Here is a 19328-nt window from a genome sequence, read left to right on the forward strand (position 1 = left end):
ATTAGATTTTGGAATTGAGGTAATTGACGTTTTATGTCAGAGTTATTTAAAAAATTGATGGAGCAAATCGATATGCCGCTTGAAATGCGACAATCTTCTGCTTTTTCATCTGCAGATATTCGTGAAGTTAAAGTACACTCAGTATCCCGCCTTTGGGAATTCCATTTTTCATTTGCAGAGATTTTGCCGATTGAGATTTATCGCGAGCTAGCTTATCGTTTGGTTAATACTTTTAAGCAAGCAGATATTACAGCGACTTTTGATATTCAGGCAGAAAAGATTGATTTCTCACAACCGCTTTTGCAAGCTTACTATGAAGAAGCTTTTGAACACGCTCCGTGTGACAGCGCCAGCTTTAAAGCCTCTTTTAGCAAGTTGAAAGTCTCTTATGATGGTGAAAAATTATTGATTGAAGCGCCAGCTTTTGTCAATAATGACCATTTCCGAAAAAATCATTTGCCAAATTTGGCTCGTCAATTTGAGGCTTTTGGTTTCGGAAAAATAATGGTTGATATGGTTTCTGATGAAGCCATGACTCAAGCGCTTCGTGAAGATTTTACAAATAATCGTGAAGCCATGGTGGAAAAAGCGGTGCAAGAAAACCGTGAAGCCGTTAAGTCTCTAGAAGCGTCAATGCCACCAGCTGAAGAAGCTCCAAAACCAAAATTTGATTTCAAAGAACGCGCTAAACAACGCCGTGCAGGTTTTGAAAATGCTGAAATCACACCGATGGTTGAAATCACAACAGAAGAAAACCGTATTGTTTTTGAAGGAATGGTTTTTGATGTTGAAAAGAAAACCACTCGTACAGGTCGTCATATCATCAATTTCAAGATGACAGACTATACATCAAGCTTTGCCATGCAAAAATGGGCTAAAGATGATGAAGAATTGAAAAAATATGACATGATTGCCAAGGGTTCATGGCTTCGTGTTCGCGGAAATATTGAGAACAATAATTTCACGCATGCCCTTACCATGAATGTGCAAGATGTCAAAGAAATTGTTCACCATGACCGCAAGGATTTGATGCCAGAAGACCAAAAACGTGTTGAGTTCCATGCGCACACGAACATGTCAACCATGGATGCTTTGCCAACAGTTGAGGAGTTGATTGATACAGCTGCTAAATGGGGTCACAAGGCTGTTGCTATCACTGACCATGGAAATGTTCAAAGTTTCCCTCACGGCTATCACAGAGCTCGTAAGGATGGTATTAAGGCTATTTTCGGATTGGAAGCTAATATCGTTGAAGATAAGGTGCCGATTGCTTACAATCCTGTTGACTTAGAGTTAAATGAAGCGACTTACGTCGTATTTGATGTGGAAACAACAGGACTTTCTGCGGTGCACAATGATTTGATTCAGATTGCCGCTTCAAAAATGTACAAAGGTAACATTGTTGAGCAGTTTGATGAATTCATCAACCCAGGTCACCATTTGTCAGCCTTTACGACAGAATTGACTGGTATCACGGATAATCATGTCCGTAATGCCAAACCAATCGAACAAGTGCTTCAAATGTTCCAAGATTTCTGTAAAGACACAGTGCTTGTTGCCCACAATGCAACCTTTGACGTTGGCTTTATGAATGCTAACTACAAACGTCATGGTATGCCAACCATCACGCAGCCAGTTATTGATACGCTTGAATTGGCACGAAACCTTTACCCAGAATACAAACGTCATGGTTTGGGACCGTTGACCAAACGTTTCCAAGTGTCTCTTGAACACCACCATATGGCCAACTACGATGCCGAAGCAACTGGTCGCCTGCTCTTTATTTTCTTGAAAGAAGCGCGTGAAAATCATGGCCTTACCAACATGATGGACTTGAATACCAAGTTGGTGGCTGAAGATTCTTATAAAAAAGCTCGTGTAAAACACGCGACGATTTATGTTCAAAACCAAACTGGATTGAAAAACATCTTCAAACTTGTCAGTCTTTCAAACGTTAAATATTTTGAAGGGGTGGCGCGTATTCCAAGAACAGTTCTTGATGCGCACCGTGAAGGACTTTTGTTAGGAACAGCCTGCTCAGAAGGTGAAGTTTTTGATGCAGTTTTGACATCAGGTGTGGACAAAGCTGTTGAAGTGGCTAAATACTATGATTTCATCGAAGTCATGCCACCAGCTATTTATGCACCGCTATTGGCACAAGGAACAATTAAAGATGAAGAAGGTATTCGTCAAGTCATTCGAGATTTGATTGAGGTTGGACGTCGTTTGAATAAGCCTGTACTTGCGACTGGTAATGTTCACTACATTGAACCTGAAGATGAGATTTACCGTGAAATCATTGTCCGTAGTTTGGGACAAGGGGCACCGATTAACCGTCCGATTGGTCGTGGTGAAGATGCTCAACCAGCTCCACTACCAAAAGCACATTTCCGCACAACCAATGAAATGTTAGACGAGTTTTCTTTCCTTGGCGAAGATTTAGCTTATGAAATCGTCGTTAAGAACACGAGTGATTTTGCTGAACGCTTTGAAGAAATCGAAGTGGTTAAGAAAGATTTGTACACGCCTTTCCTTGAAAAATCAGAAGAACGTGTCGCAGAGATGACTTACCAAAAAGCTTTTGAAATCTATGGAAATCCACTACCAGATATTGTTGACCGACGTATTGAAAAAGAATTGACTTCGATTTTGGGTAACGGATTTGCCGTGATTTACCTCGCCTCTCAGATGCTGGTTATTCGTTCTAATAAACGTGGTTACTTGGTTGGTTCGCGTGGATCTGTTGGATCAAGTTTCGTGGCAACCATGATTGGGATTACCGAAGTTAACCCAATGCCACCACACTATGTCTGCCCAAATTGTCAGCATTCAGAATTTATCACCGATGGTTCTGTTGGTTCAGGTTATGACCTTCCTGACAAGGATTGTCCAAAATGTGGCACACGTTATAAGAAAGATGGGCACGATATTCCGTTTGAAACCTTCCTTGGATTTGATGGGGATAAGGTTCCCGATATCGATTTGAACTTCTCTGGTGATGACCAACCGTCAGCTCACTTGGATGTTCGTGATATTTTCGGTGAACAATATGCTTTCCGTGCCGGAACGGTAGGTACTGTCGCTGACCGTACGGCTTACGGATTTGTTAAAGGTTACGAACGTGATTATGGTAAGATGTATCCAGAAGCTGAAGTCGAACGTTTGGCACAAGGTGCTGCAGGGGTGAAACGTACAACTGGACAACACCCGGGTGGTATCGTTGTTATTCCAAACTACATGGATGTTTATGACTTTACACCAGTTCAATACCCAGCTGATGATCTTTCAGCTGAATGGCAAACCACTCACTTTAACTTCCACGATATCGATGAAAACGTCTTGAAACTTGATATCCTCGGTCATGATGATCCGACAATGATTCGTAAGTTGCAAGACTTGTCTGGCATTGATCCAAAAGATATTCCTGCGGATGACCCAGACGTTATGGCGCTCTTCTCAGGAACTGAAGTGCTTGGTGTAACTCCTGAACAAATCGGAACACCGACAGGTATGCTTGGTATCCCAGAATTCGGGACAAACTTTGTTCGTGGCATGGTTGAAGAAACACACCCAACGACCTTTGCCGAATTACTTCAGCTATCTGGGCTATCACATGGTACCGATGTTTGGCTTGGAAATGCCCAAGATTTGATTAAAGAAGGTATTGCCACACTGAAAACTGTTATCGGTTGTCGTGACGATATCATGGTTTACCTCATGCACGCGGGACTAGATCCAAAAATGGCCTTTACCATCATGGAGCGTGTGCGTAAGGGACGTTGGTTGAAGATTTCTGATGAAGAACGTAATGGCTATATCCAAGCGATGCGTGACAATAATGTGCCTGATTGGTACATTGAATCTTGTGGTAAAATCAAGTACATGTTCCCGAAAGCCCACGCGGCAGCCTACGTATTGATGGCCCTTCGTGTGGCTTACTTCAAGGTTCACTACCCACTTTATTATTACTGCGCTTACTTCTCAATTCGTGCTAAAGCTTTTGATATCAAGACAATGAGTGCTGGTCTTGATGCCGTTAAAGAACGCATGGCTGAGATTTCAACCAAACGTAAAAATAATGAAGCTTCAAACGTTGAAATTGACCTTTATACAACACTTGAGTTGGTCAATGAAATGCTTGAACGTGGCTTTAAATTTGGTCAACTTGACCTTTACCGCAGTGATGCGACAGAGTTCATCATTGACGGTGATACCCTTATTCCACCATTTGTAGCTATGGATGGTCTGGGAGAAAACGTTGCAAAACAAATCGTTAAAGCGCGTGAAGAAGGTGAATTTCTTTCTAAAATGGAACTTCGCAAACGTGGCGGTGTTTCAGCAACACTGGTTGAAAAAATGGATGAAATGGGAATCCTAGGCAACATGCCAGAAGATAACCAACTCAGTTTGTTTGACGATTTCTTCTAAAATCATTACAATAATAAAAAAAGAGCGAACAGATTATTTTCAGACTGTCTGAGGTAATTTGTTCGTTTTCGTATCAGTTAAAATATCAGGAGGAAAGATGTCAGAGATCACGAATACCGCTGTGAAGGCTATGGTTGTTTTGCGAAAAGCGTATCGAACAATTGATGCCAAGACTTCAGAATCGTTCAAAGAAGATGACTTGACGCAGACCCAATTTGGTGTTTTGGATGTTCTTTATAGCAAAGGTCCTATGAAAATCGGCGAATTAATGGATAGTATTCTAGCGACTTCAGGCAATATGACGGTAGTGATTCGCAATATGGAGAAAAAAGGCTGGGTAGTACGCCACACTTGTCCAAATGATAAACGTGCTTACTTGGTGAGTCTGACAGATGCTGGTCGTCAAGTCATTGAACATGCTTTGCCGCTACACATCGAGAAAATTGAAGAGACTTTTTCAGTGCTCACTGAAGAGGAACAAGAAGAGCTTATCCGACTTCTGAAAAAATTTAAGCCGCGTGAGCATATTAATTTACAAAAGTAACAATAATTCGTACAATGACAATATAGAAAAAGTACTATTTAGTGATAAATAACTTTTAACAGACTAATTAACCTTAAAAGGGAGATATATCATGAAAAAAATTCTATTTGTTGTTGGTTCATTGCGTGAGGGATCTTTTGATCAACAATTTGCACAAAATGCTGAAAAAGCACTTGAAGGGAAAGCAGAAGTGTCATACCTAGACTGGTCACAAGTTCCTGTCTTTTCACAAGATTTGGAAGCTAACACACCAGCTGCTGTTCAAGCTGCGCGTGACGCTGTTTTGGCAGCCGATGCTATCTGGTTCTTCTCACCAGTTTATAACTTTGCGATTCCTGGTTCAGTGAAGAACTTGCTTGACTGGTTGAGCCGTGCGCTTGATCTTTCAGACCCAACAGGTCCATCAGCTCTTAATGAAAAAGTGACAACTGTTTCTATCCTTGCAAATGGTGGACACGAAGCTGTAGCTGATGCTTACCGTGCTTTGTTCCCATTCATCCGTACACAATTTGTTGATGAAATCACAACAACACGTGTGAACGACTCTGCTTGGGCAGATGGCAAATTTATCGCAACTGATGAGGTTCTTGCCAACCTTGACAAACAAGCAAAAGCTCTTCTTGCTGCGCTTGATTAATCTAAGTTTTACCATTTAACAAATCCATAGGTGAGTCAGCTTTTCCTATTTTCAGCTTAGCTCGCCTTTATCACAGTCATATTGGTTTAGCCTTTCAATATCAAAAACTGTGAGATATAAATAGCCTAGGATTTTGACATCCTAGGCTTTTTTAGTCACGAAAAAAGAGAGGAAATCCTCTCTTTATGGTTTATTCGACAATTAGCATACCATCTTTAACAGCAAATGGGTTCTTTTCGTTGATGCGGTCGTAGAACATGATACCATTTGTGTGGTCAATTTCGTGTTGGACAACGATTGAGTTGTAACCTTTAAGCTTGATGCGGTGTTTTTCACCGTTTTTATCAAAGTATTCAACAGTAACACGAGAGTGACGGACAACGTATCCTTCCACAACGCGGTCAACTGACAAGCATCCTTCACCATCAGCAAGCGCAGCGTCTTGAACAGAGTGTGAGACAACTTTTGGATTATACATCACTTCTTGCAAGCTGTAAGCTTCTTTTGGTGGGTTACCATCTTTGTCTTCCATGTTTGGAACAAGAACAGCAATAATACGTTTTGAAACGTTCAATTGTGGTGCTGCCAACCCAACGCCTCCGCGCAAGCCCATTTTTTCAGCTGTTACAGGATCTTGAGAGTTTTTCAAGAACTGCATCATTTTTTCGCCTAAGATGATTTCTTCATCAGATAATGGGAATGTGACATCGTCACAAACTTTACGCAAAGTTGGATGACCTTCGCGAATAATATCGTTCATATTGATTAAATGACTTGGTTTTGCTAATTTTTCAATAACTGACATATTTTCTCCTCAAATTATTCTATATAACACTATAGCATAAAAATGCTTAACGAGAAAGTTATTGGCTTAGTTAGTAATCTTCAAGTCAATGAGTTGTGCCATATCTTTGATATAATAGTTAGGGCGACGTTTTTCAATAATGCCTAAATCGATAAATTCATGAATCACACGAAGTAAATGACGGTAGCTAACGCTGAATGAATCAGCAAGGCTAGTCAATTCTAACTTGAAGACGCCTTTGTCTTCAATCGCCAAGATGTGAGTGGCTAGACGTTCTTTAAGTGTATAATTCAAATTCGTAGAAGCACGGATATTTTGCTCATAAAGTGATTGAGCGAGTCCTCTACTAAGATTTAGAAGCAAATCATTATCAGCTAATAATTCCTCGCGAATCCCAGTTAAAGGGAGTTGGATGACTAATGTATCCTCAAGAGCGACAACTGAAGACACGATTGGCTGATCAGTTAATAATTCAATATCTCCGATAAGCGTTGGTTTTTCTTTGATATCTAAAATATGCTCTTTTCCGTTAAATAAGCGACGAACAATTTTTAATTTTCCTTTTGCAAAATAAGAGAGTGCTGTCAAAGCTTCTCCTTGGTGACAAATGGCATCTCCAGCAACTAACTCGCGGACTTGCAATTTATCAAAATAATGTCTCGGAAAGATTTTTTCAAGCTGATAGTCTTGGATATATTTTTCTAAAGACACACAGACCTCCTTTGTTATGACAAAAGTCATATTTTTATGCGCTAACTTTGATTATACTGGAAATGGAGAAAAAAACAAGTAAGGAGTTTCTATGAAAACATTTTTGGAGAAATTTAGTCTCCTATCTCTATCTTTGATGCTGGTTTCGACGTTATCTCCGTCGACAGCATTACCTCAAATGATTACAACATTTCATCAGCAAGGATACGCTGCTAGTCAGGTGGAATTTCTATTTTCACTATCATCTTTTGCGATTCTTGCCATGTTGTTACTAAATCCAATTATCGAACGTCTAATTTCTGAACGTCTCAGTATCATCTTAGGTCTTCTTTTGATTGCCTTTGGTGGTAGTATGCCAGTCGTTTTTCAGACTTATTCATTAGTTTTTGTATCACGTATTTTGCTTGGTATCGGGATTGGTTTGATCAATTCTCGTGCCATCAGTATTATCAGTGAGACTTATGCTGGACGTGAGCAAGCACAGATGCTCGGTCTTCGTGGTTCTTTTGAAATTATTGGTAATGCCTTATTGACCATGATTGTTGGTTTCATCGTTGTTCTTGGCTGGTCATGGACATTTAGTGTTTACTTATTTGCTTTGCCAATTCTTGCTGTTTACCTTATTTTTGCACCAAAACCTAAGGTTGAAGTAGAAGAAGTCCAACAAGATGAGACTCGTGCTAAATTTAGAAAAGAAGATATCTTGTATATCGTTGGATTATCTTTATTGGCAGGTTTTGTTATTAACATCAATAGTGCGAACAGCCTTCGAATCCCAGTTATTATTGACCAATTGCATCTTGGAAGTCCTCGTCAAGCCAGCTTAATCTTGAGTGGCATGATGCTTATGGGAATTCTTTCAGGAATTTGTTTTGAAGGTTTGCTTGGACGCTTTAGCAAAAACTTGATTACCATTTCAATGATTCCATTTGCTCTTGGACTATTTATGGTAGGTTTTGCTAATAATCTTTGGGTAATGCTAATCGGTGCAATGCTATCAGGCTTCTGGTACAGTATTGTGGTTACCTGCGTCTTTAGTGATGTTTCAACTAACGTTTCACCGCAATTAATCGGAAATGCGACTACGCTTATCTTGATTTTCTGTAATCTTGGTGGGGCAAGCGCAGCTATTGTTTTGAACCTCTTCTCAAAATTTAGCCCACAACCAGGCTTTGCCTTTATCATTTACGCTGTTATCAGCTTGGTTATTTGCCTAGGTTTGATTATTAAAACACGTTTTTCAAAGAAAAATTAATTTGTGTTAAAGTCACGTTAAATTAAGGGAAAACCTTTGACAAAAGCAGAAGTAATCTGCTACAATAAGGACTGTCGTAAGACAAGTAACTTCTTCTTGGTTGTAGGATCCGCCAAAAACCTACCACTCGGATGAAGCAATATAAAGGAGAAAAATTATGGCAATCTCAAAAGAGAAAAAAAATGAAATCATCGCTCAATACGCACGTCACGAAGGTGACACAGGTTCAGTTGAAGTTCAAGTAGCTGTTCTTACTTGGGAAATCAACCACCTTAACGAACACATTAAACAACACAAAAAAGACCACGCTACTTACCGTGGATTGATGAAAAAAATCGGTCACCGTCGTAACTTGTTGGCATACCTTCGCCGCACAGACGTTAACCGTTACCGCGAATTGATCGCATCACTTGGTCTTCGTCGTTAATCTGACGTTCGGTCGAGCAAAAGCTTCTTGGATTTTCCAAGGAGCTTTTTTGTATATTCAGTTGCTTATTTTGAAAAATATTAATCGGCTGTTTTTTAATGAAAATGAGTTTTTACAGAAGATGAAAATGTCAAAAGTGGCAAAAGTATTAGTGTAAAAGGAAAAGATAGGTATATAAATGTATCCCCTTACATTGGCTTTACAATAAAAATGAAAAAGCTTACAAAAAATACTTGACCTTTTTTTGAAAAAGGGTTAATATGGTTGGTGAAGAATATCACAATGATATGATGATTAAAGAATTTAACTTTTGATTTTGTGTAGTTTATGTAGTGAAGAGAACCTCAAGTAATAACGTTGAGTTTTGAAATTCCAGACTATACGGTCTTGTTTTTATTTTAGTATCAATCATTAATATAGTTCTTCTCAAAAAATGAGGCACTTATTTTTAAGGGTACTTATAAGGAGGTTTTCTTAATGGCTAAAGCAACAAATGCAGATGTAAAGAATAACGAGTTGAGCGCAGAAGAATTGGCTCAACAGTACACTGGAGCTCTTGTCGAAAAAGCTCTTGAAGCTGAACGTGTTTATGCAACTTATTCACAAGAACAAGTTGATAACATTGTCGCAGCGATGGCTCTTGCAGGTTCAGAAGCTTCGCTTGAATTAGCAAAAGAAGCTCATGCAGAAACTGGTCGTGGTGTCGTTGAAGATAAAGATATTAAGAACCACTTCGCTACTGAGTACGTTTATGAACGTATTAAAAATGAAAAAACAGTAGGTATCATTGGGGAAGATAAGGTTTCAGGAAGTATCCAAATCGCAGCACCTCTTGGTGTTTTGGCTGGTATTGTTCCAACAACAAACCCAACTTCAACAACAATGTTCAAGATTTTGGTAGCTCTTAAAACACGTAATGCGATTGTCTTTGCCTTCCACCCACAAGCGCAAAACTGTTCAGCACATGCCGCACAAATTCTTTATGATGCCGCAGTGAAAGCTGGTGCTCCAGAAAACATTGTTCAATGGATTGAAACACCATCTCTTGCCAACACATCAGCGCTTATCCAAAATCCGAAGATTGCTTCTATTTTGGCAACTGGTGGACCTGGTATGGTAAATGCCGCTCTTAAATCAGGTAACCCATCAATGGGTGTTGGTGCTGGTAATGGTGCCATCTACGTTGATGCGACAGCACACGTTGACCGCGCTGTTGAAGACTTGTTGTTATCAAAACGTTTTGATAATGGTATGATTTGTGCCACTGAAAACTCTGCAGTTGTTGAAGCACCGATTTATGACGAATGGCTTCAAAAAATGCAAGATAAAGGTGCCTACCTTGTACCTAAGAAGGACTATAAAAAACTCGAAGACTTTGTCTTTAATGACAGACACGGCGTTAACGGTCCAGTTGCTGGTATGCCAGCTCGTTGGATTTGTGAACAAGCCGGTGTGAAATTGCCAGAAGGTAAAGATGTTCTCTTATTTGAACTTGATAAGAAAAATATCGGTGAAAAACTATCTTCTGAAAAACTTTCTCCACTCCTTTCAGTTTACAAAGCTAAAGATCGTGCTGAAGGTGTTGAAATTGTTGAAGCGCTTCTTGACTACCAAGGTGCAGGACACAATGCTGGTATTCAAATTGGTTCTCAAGCAGACCCATTTGTTGCTGAATATGGCGATGCTGTGAAAGCATCACGTGTCTTGGTTAACCAACCAGATTCAGTCGGAGGTATTGGTGATGTCTACACAGACGCACTTAAAGCTAGCTTAACACTTGGAACAGGATCATGGGGGAAAAATTCATTGTCACACAATCTTTCAACTGGCGATCTCTTAAATGTTAAGACAGTTGCCAAACGTCGCAACCGTCCTCAATGGATTCGCCTACCAGAAAAAACTTACTACGAAAAAAATGCCATTTCTTACTTGCAAGATGAATACGAACCAATGCAACGTGCTTTGATTGTTGCTGACCCAGGTATGGTTCAATTTGGTTTTGTTGATACTGTCCTTGCTCAATTGGCATTGCGTGATGAAAAAGTTGCGACATCAATTTACGGTACAATCAAACCAGACCCAACACTTGGTCAAACGATTGAAATTGCCAAACAAATGCGTGATTTCAAACCAGACACAGTTATCGCAGTCGGTGGTGGTTCTGCTCTTGATGCAGCTAAAATTGCACGTTACATCTACGAATACTCACTTGATCAAGAAGCTGATTTCCTTGACAGCTACGAAAATGTCAGCGAACTCTTCTTACGTTTGCAACAAAAATTCATCGATATCCGTAAACGTATCGTGAAATTCAAACACCAAACAGCAACACGTCTCTTCTGTATCCCAACAACATCTGGTACAGGTTCAGAAGTTACACCATACGCTGTTATCACTGATGACCACACTCACGTTAAATATCCTTTGACTGACTATGAATTGACTCCACAAGTTGCTATCGTGGACCCAGAATTTGTTATGACCGTGCCAAAACGTACAGTAGCTCTTTCTGGTCTTGATACTTTGTCACATGCCCTTGAAGCTTATGTTTCAGTTATGGCATCTGATTTGACTCGTCCATGGTCACTTGAAGCTATCAAGTTGGTTATTGAAAACTTGGAAGATTCATATAACTATGATCCTAAACACCCAACACTTCGTGGTGAACAAGCACGTGAAAACATGCACTACGCAGCAACTCTTGCTGGTATGGCCTTCTCAAATGCTTTCTTAGGTATTAACCACTCAATCGCACACAAAACTGGTGGTGAATTTGGTCTTCCTCACGGTTTAGCTATTTCAATTGCGATGCAACACGTTATCCGCTACAACGGTGTAGCTGGAAATGTAAAACGTTCAGTCTTCCCACGCTATGAAGAATACCGTGCACAACGTGATTACGCTGATATTGCTCGTAGTCTTGGTCTTAAAGGTAAAGATGATGCAGCATTGGTAGAAGCACTTTGCGAACGTATTGATGCTTTGATGAAAGCCGTTGATGTTGACCCTCGTCTTTCTGCTAACGGTGTTACAAAAGAAGCCTTTGATGCAGCTGTTGATAAATTGGCATCACTTGCTTACGATGACCAATGTACACCTGCTAACCCACGTCAACCTTACATTGCTGAGTTGAAACAATTATTGATTGACATGTTCTAATACCTCTTCTTAACAATTGTATTAGTTGACATTCTTGAGCCTCCCTTTGGGAGGCTTTTGTGGTAGAATGAAGGTGTTAATAAAACCAGTTAATCAGGGATTTCTGTAAGACCTGTCTAGAAACATTACATTAAAGGAGACTGTTATGATTGGATCATTAATTGTTGGGGCTTTGATTGGGATAATCGCAGGAGCTATCACTAAAAAAGGTGAGTCAATGGGCTGCATTTATAATATTTTTGCAGGTCTAGTGGGCTCATTTGTTGGTCAAAGCTTGTTTGGTTATTGGGGACCTAGTCTTGCTGGTATGGCAATTTTGCCATCTGTTCTTGGCGCTATTATTGTCATTGCAGTGGTGGATTTATTTTTTGGATAATCCATTGCTAAATAGCTATAAAGAGAAGCAGTTACTGTTTAGTAGCTGCTTTTTAATGATTCTTAAAAAACTGTGCTGCAAGCTCTGCTATTTCCTATAAAATGTGATAAAATAATGGAGATACGTGGTTTTATGCAAAGACGAGTTTATAAGTCTTTTACAGACTGGTTTTTGTAGAAAACAGACGTATCAAAATAAAATGTTAGAGGAATAAAAATGTCAAAACAAACTTTTGAAACGACTTTTGCAGGTCGTCCACTTGTTGTTGAAATTGGTCAAGTTGCTAAACAAGCTAACGGTGCTGCAGTGATTCGTTACGGTGAATCAACTGTTCTTAGTGCAGCTGTCATGTCTAAAAAAATGTCAACTGGTGACTTCTTCCCACTTCAAGTAAACTACGAAGAAAAAATGTATGCTGCTGGGAAATTCCCTGGTGGTTTCAACAAACGTGAAGGTCGTCCAACAACTGATGCGACATTGACAGCGCGTTTGATTGACCGTCCAATTCGTCCAATGTTTGCTGAAGGTTTCCGTAACGAAGTTCAAGTGATTAACACTGTTCTTTCTTATGATGAAGATGCTAGCGCACCAATGGCAGCCATGTTTGGTAGCTCACTTGCTTTGTCTATTTCAGACATTCCATTTAACGGACCTATCGCTGGTGTTCAAGTGGCTTACATCGATGGTGAATTTATCATCAATCCATCAGCTGAACAAAAAGAAGCATCACTTCTTGAATTGACTGTTGCTGGTACAAAAGAAGCTATCAACATGGTTGAATCTGGTGCTAAAGAATTGTCAGAAGACATCATGCTTGAAGCTCTTCTTAAAGGACATAAAGCTGTTCAAGAATTGATTGCCTTCCAAGAAGAAATCGTGGCAGCTGTTGGTAAAGAAAAAGCAGAAGTTGAATTGCTTCAAGTTGACCCAGAATTGCAAGCTGAAATCATTGCAGCCTACAATGCGGACCTTCAAAAAGCTGTTCAAGTCGAAGAGAAAAAAGCGCGTGAAGCAGCAACTGAAGCTGTCAAAGAAGAAGTAACTGCTGTTTACGAAGAACGCTACGCAGATGATGAAAACTATGAAACAATCATGCGTGACGTGGCTGAAATTCTTGAACAAATGGAACATGCCGAAGTTCGTCGCTTGATTACAGAAGATAAAATCCGTCCTGATGGTCGTCGTGTTGACGAAATCCGTCCATTGGATGCTGAGATTGATTACCTTCCAAAAGTTCACGGTTCAGGTCTCTTCACACGTGGACAAACTCAAGCCTTGTCAGTTTTGACACTTGCTCCAATGGGTGAAACTCAAATCGTTGATGGACTTGGTGCTGAGTACAAGAAACGTTTCTTGCACCACTACAATTTCCCACAATTCTCTGTTGGTGAAACTGGACGTTACGGTGCACCAGGTCGTCGTGAAATTGGTCACGGTGCTCTCGGTGAACGTGCTCTTGCGCAAGTTCTTCCAAGCCTTGAAGAATTCCCATATGCTATCCGTCTTGTAGCTGAAGTTTTGGAATCAAATGGTTCATCTTCACAAGCCTCAATCTGTGCAGGTACCCTTGCTCTTATGGCTGGTGGTGTGCCAATCAAAGCACCAGTTGCTGGTATTGCCATGGGATTGATTTCAGACGGTAGCAACTACACAATCTTGACAGATATCCAAGGTCTTGAAGACCACTTTGGTGATATGGACTTTAAAGTTGCAGGTACTCGTGAAGGTATTACAGCCCTTCAAATGGATATCAAGATTGAAGGTATCACACCACAAATCTTGAAAGAAGCACTTGCTCAAGCTAAGAAAGCTCGTTTTGAAATTCTTGATTTGATTGAAGCAACTATCCCAGCACCTCGTACTCACTTGGCACCAACAGCACCAAAAATTGATACAATCAAGATTGATGTTGATAAAATCAAAGTGGTTATCGGTAAAGGTGGTGAAACCATCGATAAAATTATCGAAGAAACTGGTGTTAAAATTGACATTGACGATGAAGGAAATGTTTCAATTTACTCATCAGACCAAGCAGCTATCGACCGTGCCAAAGAAATTATTGCTGGTTTAGTTCGTGAAGCTAAAGTTGGTGAAGTTTACCACGCTAAAGTTGTTCGTATTGAAAAATTCGGTGCTTTTGTTAATCTCTTTGATAAGACAGATGCCCTTGTTCACATTTCAGAAATTGCATGGACACGTACTGCTAACGTTTCTGATGTGCTTGAAGTTGGTGATGAAGTTGATGTTAAAGTTATCAAGGTTGATGATAAAGGACGTGTTGATGCGTCAATGAAAGCTCTTCTTCCACGTCCACCAAGAGCTGAAAAACATGAAAAAGAACACAAAGGTCACTCACCATTTGGCGGACACTTGCGTGATCACAAAGAAAAACACGATAAAATCGACTAATCACTTTTTGGCTTGCTCATCTTTTATAAATGTGGAGTTTAACGATGACAAATTTAAATGAACTTGATATTCGTTTGCGCGCGTTTGTTAACGCACCAGACAACTTTTTAGACAGCATTGCACTTGTCAATGCCTTGCACAACGTCCCAGTTTTGGCTAGTGATCAACCTTATGCTCTTGATATTGAAGGGCAAAAGGTGACTCCTGTCTTTTCTGATAAGGAAGATTTGGAAACTTTCAAATCTGAACAGGCTAGTGCCAATGATCAAAATTGGGTTGAACGTCCAACTTTGGATGTTTTAAAAGAAGTCATTGAAAAAGGATTAACTGGAATCGTCTTTAACCTTAAGAAAACAGGCGATTTTGGCAATTCAACTATTTTTAAAAGTAGTGAATTAATCCAATTTTTGAATGCTTACACAACTATTTTGAATAAACTTATGGGTGAAGAAAACCTTGCGGCTGATACTTTGGACAAATATTACCTTGTCCCAGCCTTTGTTCACCCACGTGACGATAAAAGCTTTGACCGTATGTTCCCAACAATGTCTACACCAGAAGGTAAAAGCTATGTCCCAGCCTTTTCAAATCTTCAAAGTTTTGCTAAATGGTATAATCACAAAGATTTTGGAACACCATTTCGCAATGCTCAAGGAAGTATCTTGACATGGCGTTTGGCTGATATTTATCAACCTGGACACGGTGAAAACGACATTGACGAAACGGTCGGAGTTGCCATTAATCCCTTTGATGACCAACAGATTCTTGTTGATTGGTCTGAAATCGACGAAGACGAATAAAAGAAAGGAGAAGATATGGGTTGGTGGAAAGAAACCATTGATATTGTAAAGAAAAACGATCCAGCGGCTCGTAGCTCTCTGGAGATTATACTAACTTATCCTGGTGTCAAAGCATTGGCTGCGCATCGTATCTCACATTTCTTGTGGAAACACGGCTTGAAATTATTAGCGCGCATGCATAGCCAATTCTGGCGCTTTTGGACACAAATTGAAATTCACCCAGGAGCTGAAATTGCTGAGGGTGTCTTTATCGACCATGGTTCTGGTCTTGTTATTGGTGAAACAGCAATTGTAGAAAAAGGAGTTATGCTTTATCATGGTGTGACTCTTGGTGGAACGGGTAAGGATGTCGGGAAACGTCACCCAACCGTTCGCGAAGGAGCACTTGTTTCAGCGCACGCACAGGTTATTGGACCAATTGAAATTGGTAAAAATTCTAAAGTCGGTGCAGCAGCTGTTGTTGTATCGGATGTTCCAGCAGATGTAACAGTAGTCGGAGTACCAGCGAAAGTTGTTCGTGTTCATGGTAAAAAAGATGAAAATGCCATTCATGACCTTGAAGAACACCGTGAGTACTATACTTCAAAACTTGAAGCAGCTTGCTACGAAAGTTTACATTCATCAAAACTTTAATAAAAACTAAGATGAGATTGGAGGAAGGAACATGACAATTAAAATTTACGATACAATGACCAGAAGTCTTCGTGACTTTGTCCCAATTACTGAAAATACAGTCAATATGTATGTTTGTGGACCAACAGTTTACAACTATATTCATATTGGGAATGCTCGAAGTGTCGTTGCTTTTGACACCATTCGCCGTTATTTTGAATACCGTGGCTACAAAGTAAATTATATTTCTAACTTTACTGACGTCGATGATAAAATCATCAAAGGTGCGGCAGCGGCTGGCATGGACACAAAGGCGTTTTCTGATAAATTCATTGCAGCCTTCATGGAAGATGTCAAAGAACTTGGTGTTGAACCAGCAACAAAAAATCCACGTGTCATTGATTACATGGATGAAATCATTGCTTTTGTCAAAGACCTAGTGGACAAAGGTTTTGCTTATGAAGCAAATGGCGATGTGTATTTCCGTGTGGCTAAAAGCAAAAACTATGCTAAATTAGCAAATAAAACCTTGGAAGACCTTGAAGTTGGTGCCAGCGGTCGTGTTGATGGCGAAGGCGACATCAAAGAAAATCCACTTGATTTTGCCCTTTGGAAAGCTGCTAAACCAGGTGAAGTTTCATGGAAAAGCCCTTGGGGACAAGGACGTCCTGGTTGGCATATTGAATGTTCTGTAATGGCGACAAGTATTTTAGGTGATACTATTGATATTCACGGTGGTGGAGCTGACTTAGAATTCCCACACCACACTAATGAAATTGCTCAATCAGAAGCCAAAACTGGGAAAACATTTGCTAATTACTGGATGCACAATGGTTTTGTCAATGTCGACAATGAAAAAATGTCAAAATCTCTTGGCAACTTTGTGACAGTCCACGACATGTTGAAAACTGTTGATGGTCAAGTACTTCGTTTCTTCCTTGCGACTCAACAATATCGCAAACCTGTCAACTTTACCGAAAAAGCAGTTCACGATGCATCTGTTAACCTTAAGTATTTGAAAAATACCTTTACGTTGCCACTTGGCGAAGCTGTTGATGCAGCTGAACTTGCAAAATTCAAAGCCGATTTTGAAGCAGCGATGGATGATGATTTCAACACAGCAAATGGTATTACAGTTGTCTTTGATATGGCGAAATGGATTAATTCAGGAAACTACGACCAAGTAACCAAAGATACTTTTGCTAAAATGCTTGCTGTATTTGGTATTGTCTTTGAAGAAGAAGTGCTTGATGCGGATATCGAAGCATTGATTGAAAAACGCCAAGCAGCTCGTGCGAATCGCGATTTTGCGACGGCAGATGCAATTCGTGATCAACTAGCAGCTCAAGGTATCAAATTGCTTGATACTAAAGATGGTGTGAGGTGGACACGTGACTAAGGTAGATGTCAATCTTATTAATGGTATTGCTCTTGCTTTTGAAGGAGATGCCATTTATTCGACTTATATTCGTAAACACTTGATTTTTCAAGGTATGACAAAACCTAATCAATTGCACCGCAAAGCAACGATGTATGTTTCAGCCAAAGCTCAAGCGATGCTGATCAATATGATGCTAGAAGCGCAGCTATTGACTGAAAAGGAAGAAGAAATCTATAAACGCGGTCGCAATACAAATAGTCATACCAAAGCCAAAAATGCTGACGTTGTGACTTACCGTATGTCGACAGGTTTTGAAGCTGTTATGGGCTATCTTCACATGACTGAGCAGATTGATCGTCTCGAAGAGCTTATCGATTGGTGTATCCAAGCGGTTGAAAAAATTGAAGATTAAGTAAAAAATAAAAATAGCCAGTTCTCGCATGAGAGCTGGTTTTCATGTTATAATAGCACTATGAAGAACAAAGAATTTAATGATCAAAATGACATCGTTTATGGTGTACATGCCGTAACAGAAGCCCTTCAAGCTAATACAGGAAATAAACTCTACATCCAAGATGACTTGCGTGGAAAAAATGTTGATAAAATCAAAAGCCTAGCCGCAGAGAAAAAAGTCTCTATTTCTTGGACACCTAAAAAAACACTTAGTGATATGACAAATGGTGCCGTTCACCAAGGTTTTGTTTTGCGCGTTTCAGAATTTGCTTATGCTGAATTAGATAGCATTTTGGAAAAAGCTGCGCAGGAAGAAAATCCACTAATTCTGATTTTGGATGGACTCAACGATCCGCATAATTTTGGCTCAATTTTGCGAACAGCTGATGCAACAAATGTCACTGGTGTAATTATTCCAAAACACCGTGCAGTTGGTGTGACACCTGTTGTTGCCAAAACATCAACTGGCGCTGTCGAACACGTTCCGATTGCTCGTGTGACAAACCTCAGCCAAACACTTGATAAATTGAAAGAACAAGGTTTCTGGGTATTTGGTACAGATATGAACGGAACACCATCACACAAATGGAATACAGCTGGAAAACTAGCCCTAATCATTGGTAATGAAGGAAAAGGCATTTCGCCAAACATCAAAAAACAAGTGGATGAAATGATTACGATTCCGATGAACGGTCACGTTCAAAGTTTGAATGCCAGTGTGGCAGCTGCAGTATTGATGTACGAAGTTTTCCGTCATAAAGTGGATTAATTTTTGTAAGACTTGATGAGCCATCTGTGAAAGGACTAAAAAATGAAGAAAAGAATCCTCTTAGTTGATGGTTATAACATGATTGCCTTTTGGCAGGAAACACGTCAACTCTTTAAGACAAATCGATTAGACGAAGCACGCAATATTTTGCTGCGTAAGCTCAATAACTATGCCTATTTTGAAAATCTGGATATTATTTGTGTCTTTGATGCCCAGTATGTTCCGGGTTTGCGTCAACGTTATGACCAATATAAAATCCAAGTTATCTTTACTGAAGAAGATGAAACAGCCGATTCCTATATTGAACGTACGGCAGCTGAACTAAATACACCACGCCATCTTGTGGAAGTTGCAACCAGTGATTTAAATGAACAATGGACGGTCTTCTCACAAGGTGCCCTTCGGGTGTCAGCTCGTGAATTGGAGCAACGCGTAAATACGGTTAAATCAGACTTGGACAAAATGTCAAAACACATTGACTTAACCACACCAAAACTCAGTCCATGGAATGATGGACAAATGTATAAATTAAAACAATTACTTGATGATATTTAAAACATCA

16 protein-coding genes are annotated in these 19328 nt (G+C 39.9%); 14 read left to right on the plus strand and 2 right to left on the minus strand.

Going from position 1 to position 19328, the window contains the following annotated elements; genetic code table 11:
- The first annotated feature begins 33 nt into the window (after positions 1-33).
- From BLR83_RS08350 to BLR83_RS08360, 3 genes are all read left to right on the plus strand, one after another.
- A complete protein-coding gene (locus BLR83_RS08350; protein WP_074561237.1) occupies positions 34-4428 on the plus strand; it encodes a PolC-type DNA polymerase III in 4395 nt (1464 codons plus the stop codon).
- Positions 4429-4525: 97 nt separating this feature from the next.
- Positions 4526-4972 (plus strand): MarR family winged helix-turn-helix transcriptional regulator, encoded by a 447-nt coding sequence (locus BLR83_RS08355; RefSeq protein WP_074561238.1) that lies wholly within the window; start codon positions 4526-4528, stop codon positions 4970-4972.
- 91 nt (positions 4973-5063) lie between these two features.
- On the plus strand, positions 5064-5609 hold the full coding sequence (locus BLR83_RS08360; protein ID WP_074561239.1) for an NADPH-dependent FMN reductase: 546 nt from the start codon (positions 5064-5066) through the stop codon (positions 5607-5609).
- Positions 5610-5799: 190 nt separating this feature from the next.
- Here BLR83_RS08360 and def read toward each other — a convergent pair whose 3' ends face one another.
- Positions 5800-6414, minus strand: a complete 615-nt coding sequence (gene def / locus BLR83_RS08365; RefSeq protein ID WP_039697537.1) for a peptide deformylase — start codon at positions 6412-6414, stop codon at positions 5800-5802.
- A gap of 66 nt (positions 6415-6480) precedes the next feature.
- Positions 6481-7155 (minus strand): cyclic nucleotide-binding domain-containing protein, encoded by a 675-nt coding sequence (locus BLR83_RS08370; RefSeq protein ID WP_052071136.1) that lies wholly within the window; start codon positions 7153-7155, stop codon positions 6481-6483.
- 61 nt (positions 7156-7216) lie between these two features.
- Here BLR83_RS08370 and BLR83_RS08375 point away from each other — a divergent pair, with 61 nt between their 5' ends.
- The 11 genes from BLR83_RS08375 to BLR83_RS08425 all read left to right on the plus strand — a co-directional run bounded on the left by BLR83_RS08375 (position 7217) and on the right by BLR83_RS08425 (position 19321).
- Positions 7217-8380, plus strand: a complete 1164-nt coding sequence (locus tag BLR83_RS08375) for an MFS transporter (protein ID WP_074561240.1) — start codon at positions 7217-7219, stop codon at positions 8378-8380.
- 157 nt (positions 8381-8537) lie between these two features.
- The gene (gene rpsO, locus BLR83_RS08380) at positions 8538-8807 is read left to right on the plus strand and encodes a 30S ribosomal protein S15 (RefSeq protein WP_003063161.1); all 270 of its coding nucleotides are present in this window, start codon (positions 8538-8540) and stop codon (positions 8805-8807) included.
- A gap of 477 nt (positions 8808-9284) precedes the next feature.
- Positions 9285-11966, plus strand: a complete 2682-nt coding sequence (gene adhE, locus BLR83_RS08385; RefSeq protein WP_074561241.1) for a bifunctional acetaldehyde-CoA/alcohol dehydrogenase — start codon at positions 9285-9287, stop codon at positions 11964-11966.
- 145 nt (positions 11967-12111) lie between these two features.
- Complete coding sequence (locus tag BLR83_RS08390) at positions 12112-12342, plus strand: GlsB/YeaQ/YmgE family stress response membrane protein (RefSeq protein ID WP_006531339.1); 231 nt, start codon at positions 12112-12114, stop codon at positions 12340-12342.
- A gap of 216 nt (positions 12343-12558) precedes the next feature.
- Positions 12559-14751, plus strand: coding sequence for a polyribonucleotide nucleotidyltransferase (pnp, locus tag BLR83_RS08395; RefSeq protein WP_074561242.1), 2193 nt, complete (start codon positions 12559-12561; stop codon positions 14749-14751).
- Positions 14752-14795: 44 nt separating this feature from the next.
- Positions 14796-15551, plus strand: coding sequence for an SseB family protein (locus BLR83_RS08400; protein WP_074561243.1), 756 nt, complete (start codon positions 14796-14798; stop codon positions 15549-15551).
- Positions 15552-15566: 15 nt separating this feature from the next.
- On the plus strand, positions 15567-16184 hold the full coding sequence (gene cysE / locus BLR83_RS08405) for a serine O-acetyltransferase (protein WP_020916093.1): 618 nt from the start codon (positions 15567-15569) through the stop codon (positions 16182-16184).
- Between the two features lie 31 nt (positions 16185-16215).
- Positions 16216-17562: a cysteine--tRNA ligase gene (gene cysS / locus BLR83_RS08410; RefSeq protein WP_074561244.1), complete on the plus strand. Its 1347-nt coding sequence runs from the start codon at positions 16216-16218 to the stop codon at positions 17560-17562.
- Positions 17555-17956 carry a Mini-ribonuclease 3 gene (locus BLR83_RS08415; protein ID WP_003067681.1) on the plus strand — a complete coding sequence of 134 codons (402 nt, stop codon included), beginning with the start codon at positions 17555-17557 and terminating at the stop codon, positions 17954-17956. Before cysS ends, BLR83_RS08415 begins: the two co-directional genes overlap by 8 nt.
- A 60-nt stretch (positions 17957-18016) precedes the next feature.
- Positions 18017-18766, plus strand: a complete 750-nt coding sequence (gene rlmB / locus BLR83_RS08420; RefSeq protein WP_039697543.1) for a 23S rRNA (guanosine(2251)-2'-O)-methyltransferase RlmB — start codon at positions 18017-18019, stop codon at positions 18764-18766.
- A 42-nt stretch (positions 18767-18808) separates the two neighbouring features.
- Complete coding sequence (locus BLR83_RS08425; RefSeq protein ID WP_074561245.1) at positions 18809-19321, plus strand: NYN domain-containing protein; 513 nt, start codon at positions 18809-18811, stop codon at positions 19319-19321.
- Positions 19322-19328: the final 7 nt, after the last annotated feature.

The organism is Streptococcus equinus (assembly GCF_900101445.1).
Classification (GTDB): Bacteria; Bacillota; Bacilli; order Lactobacillales; family Streptococcaceae; genus Streptococcus; species Streptococcus equinus_B.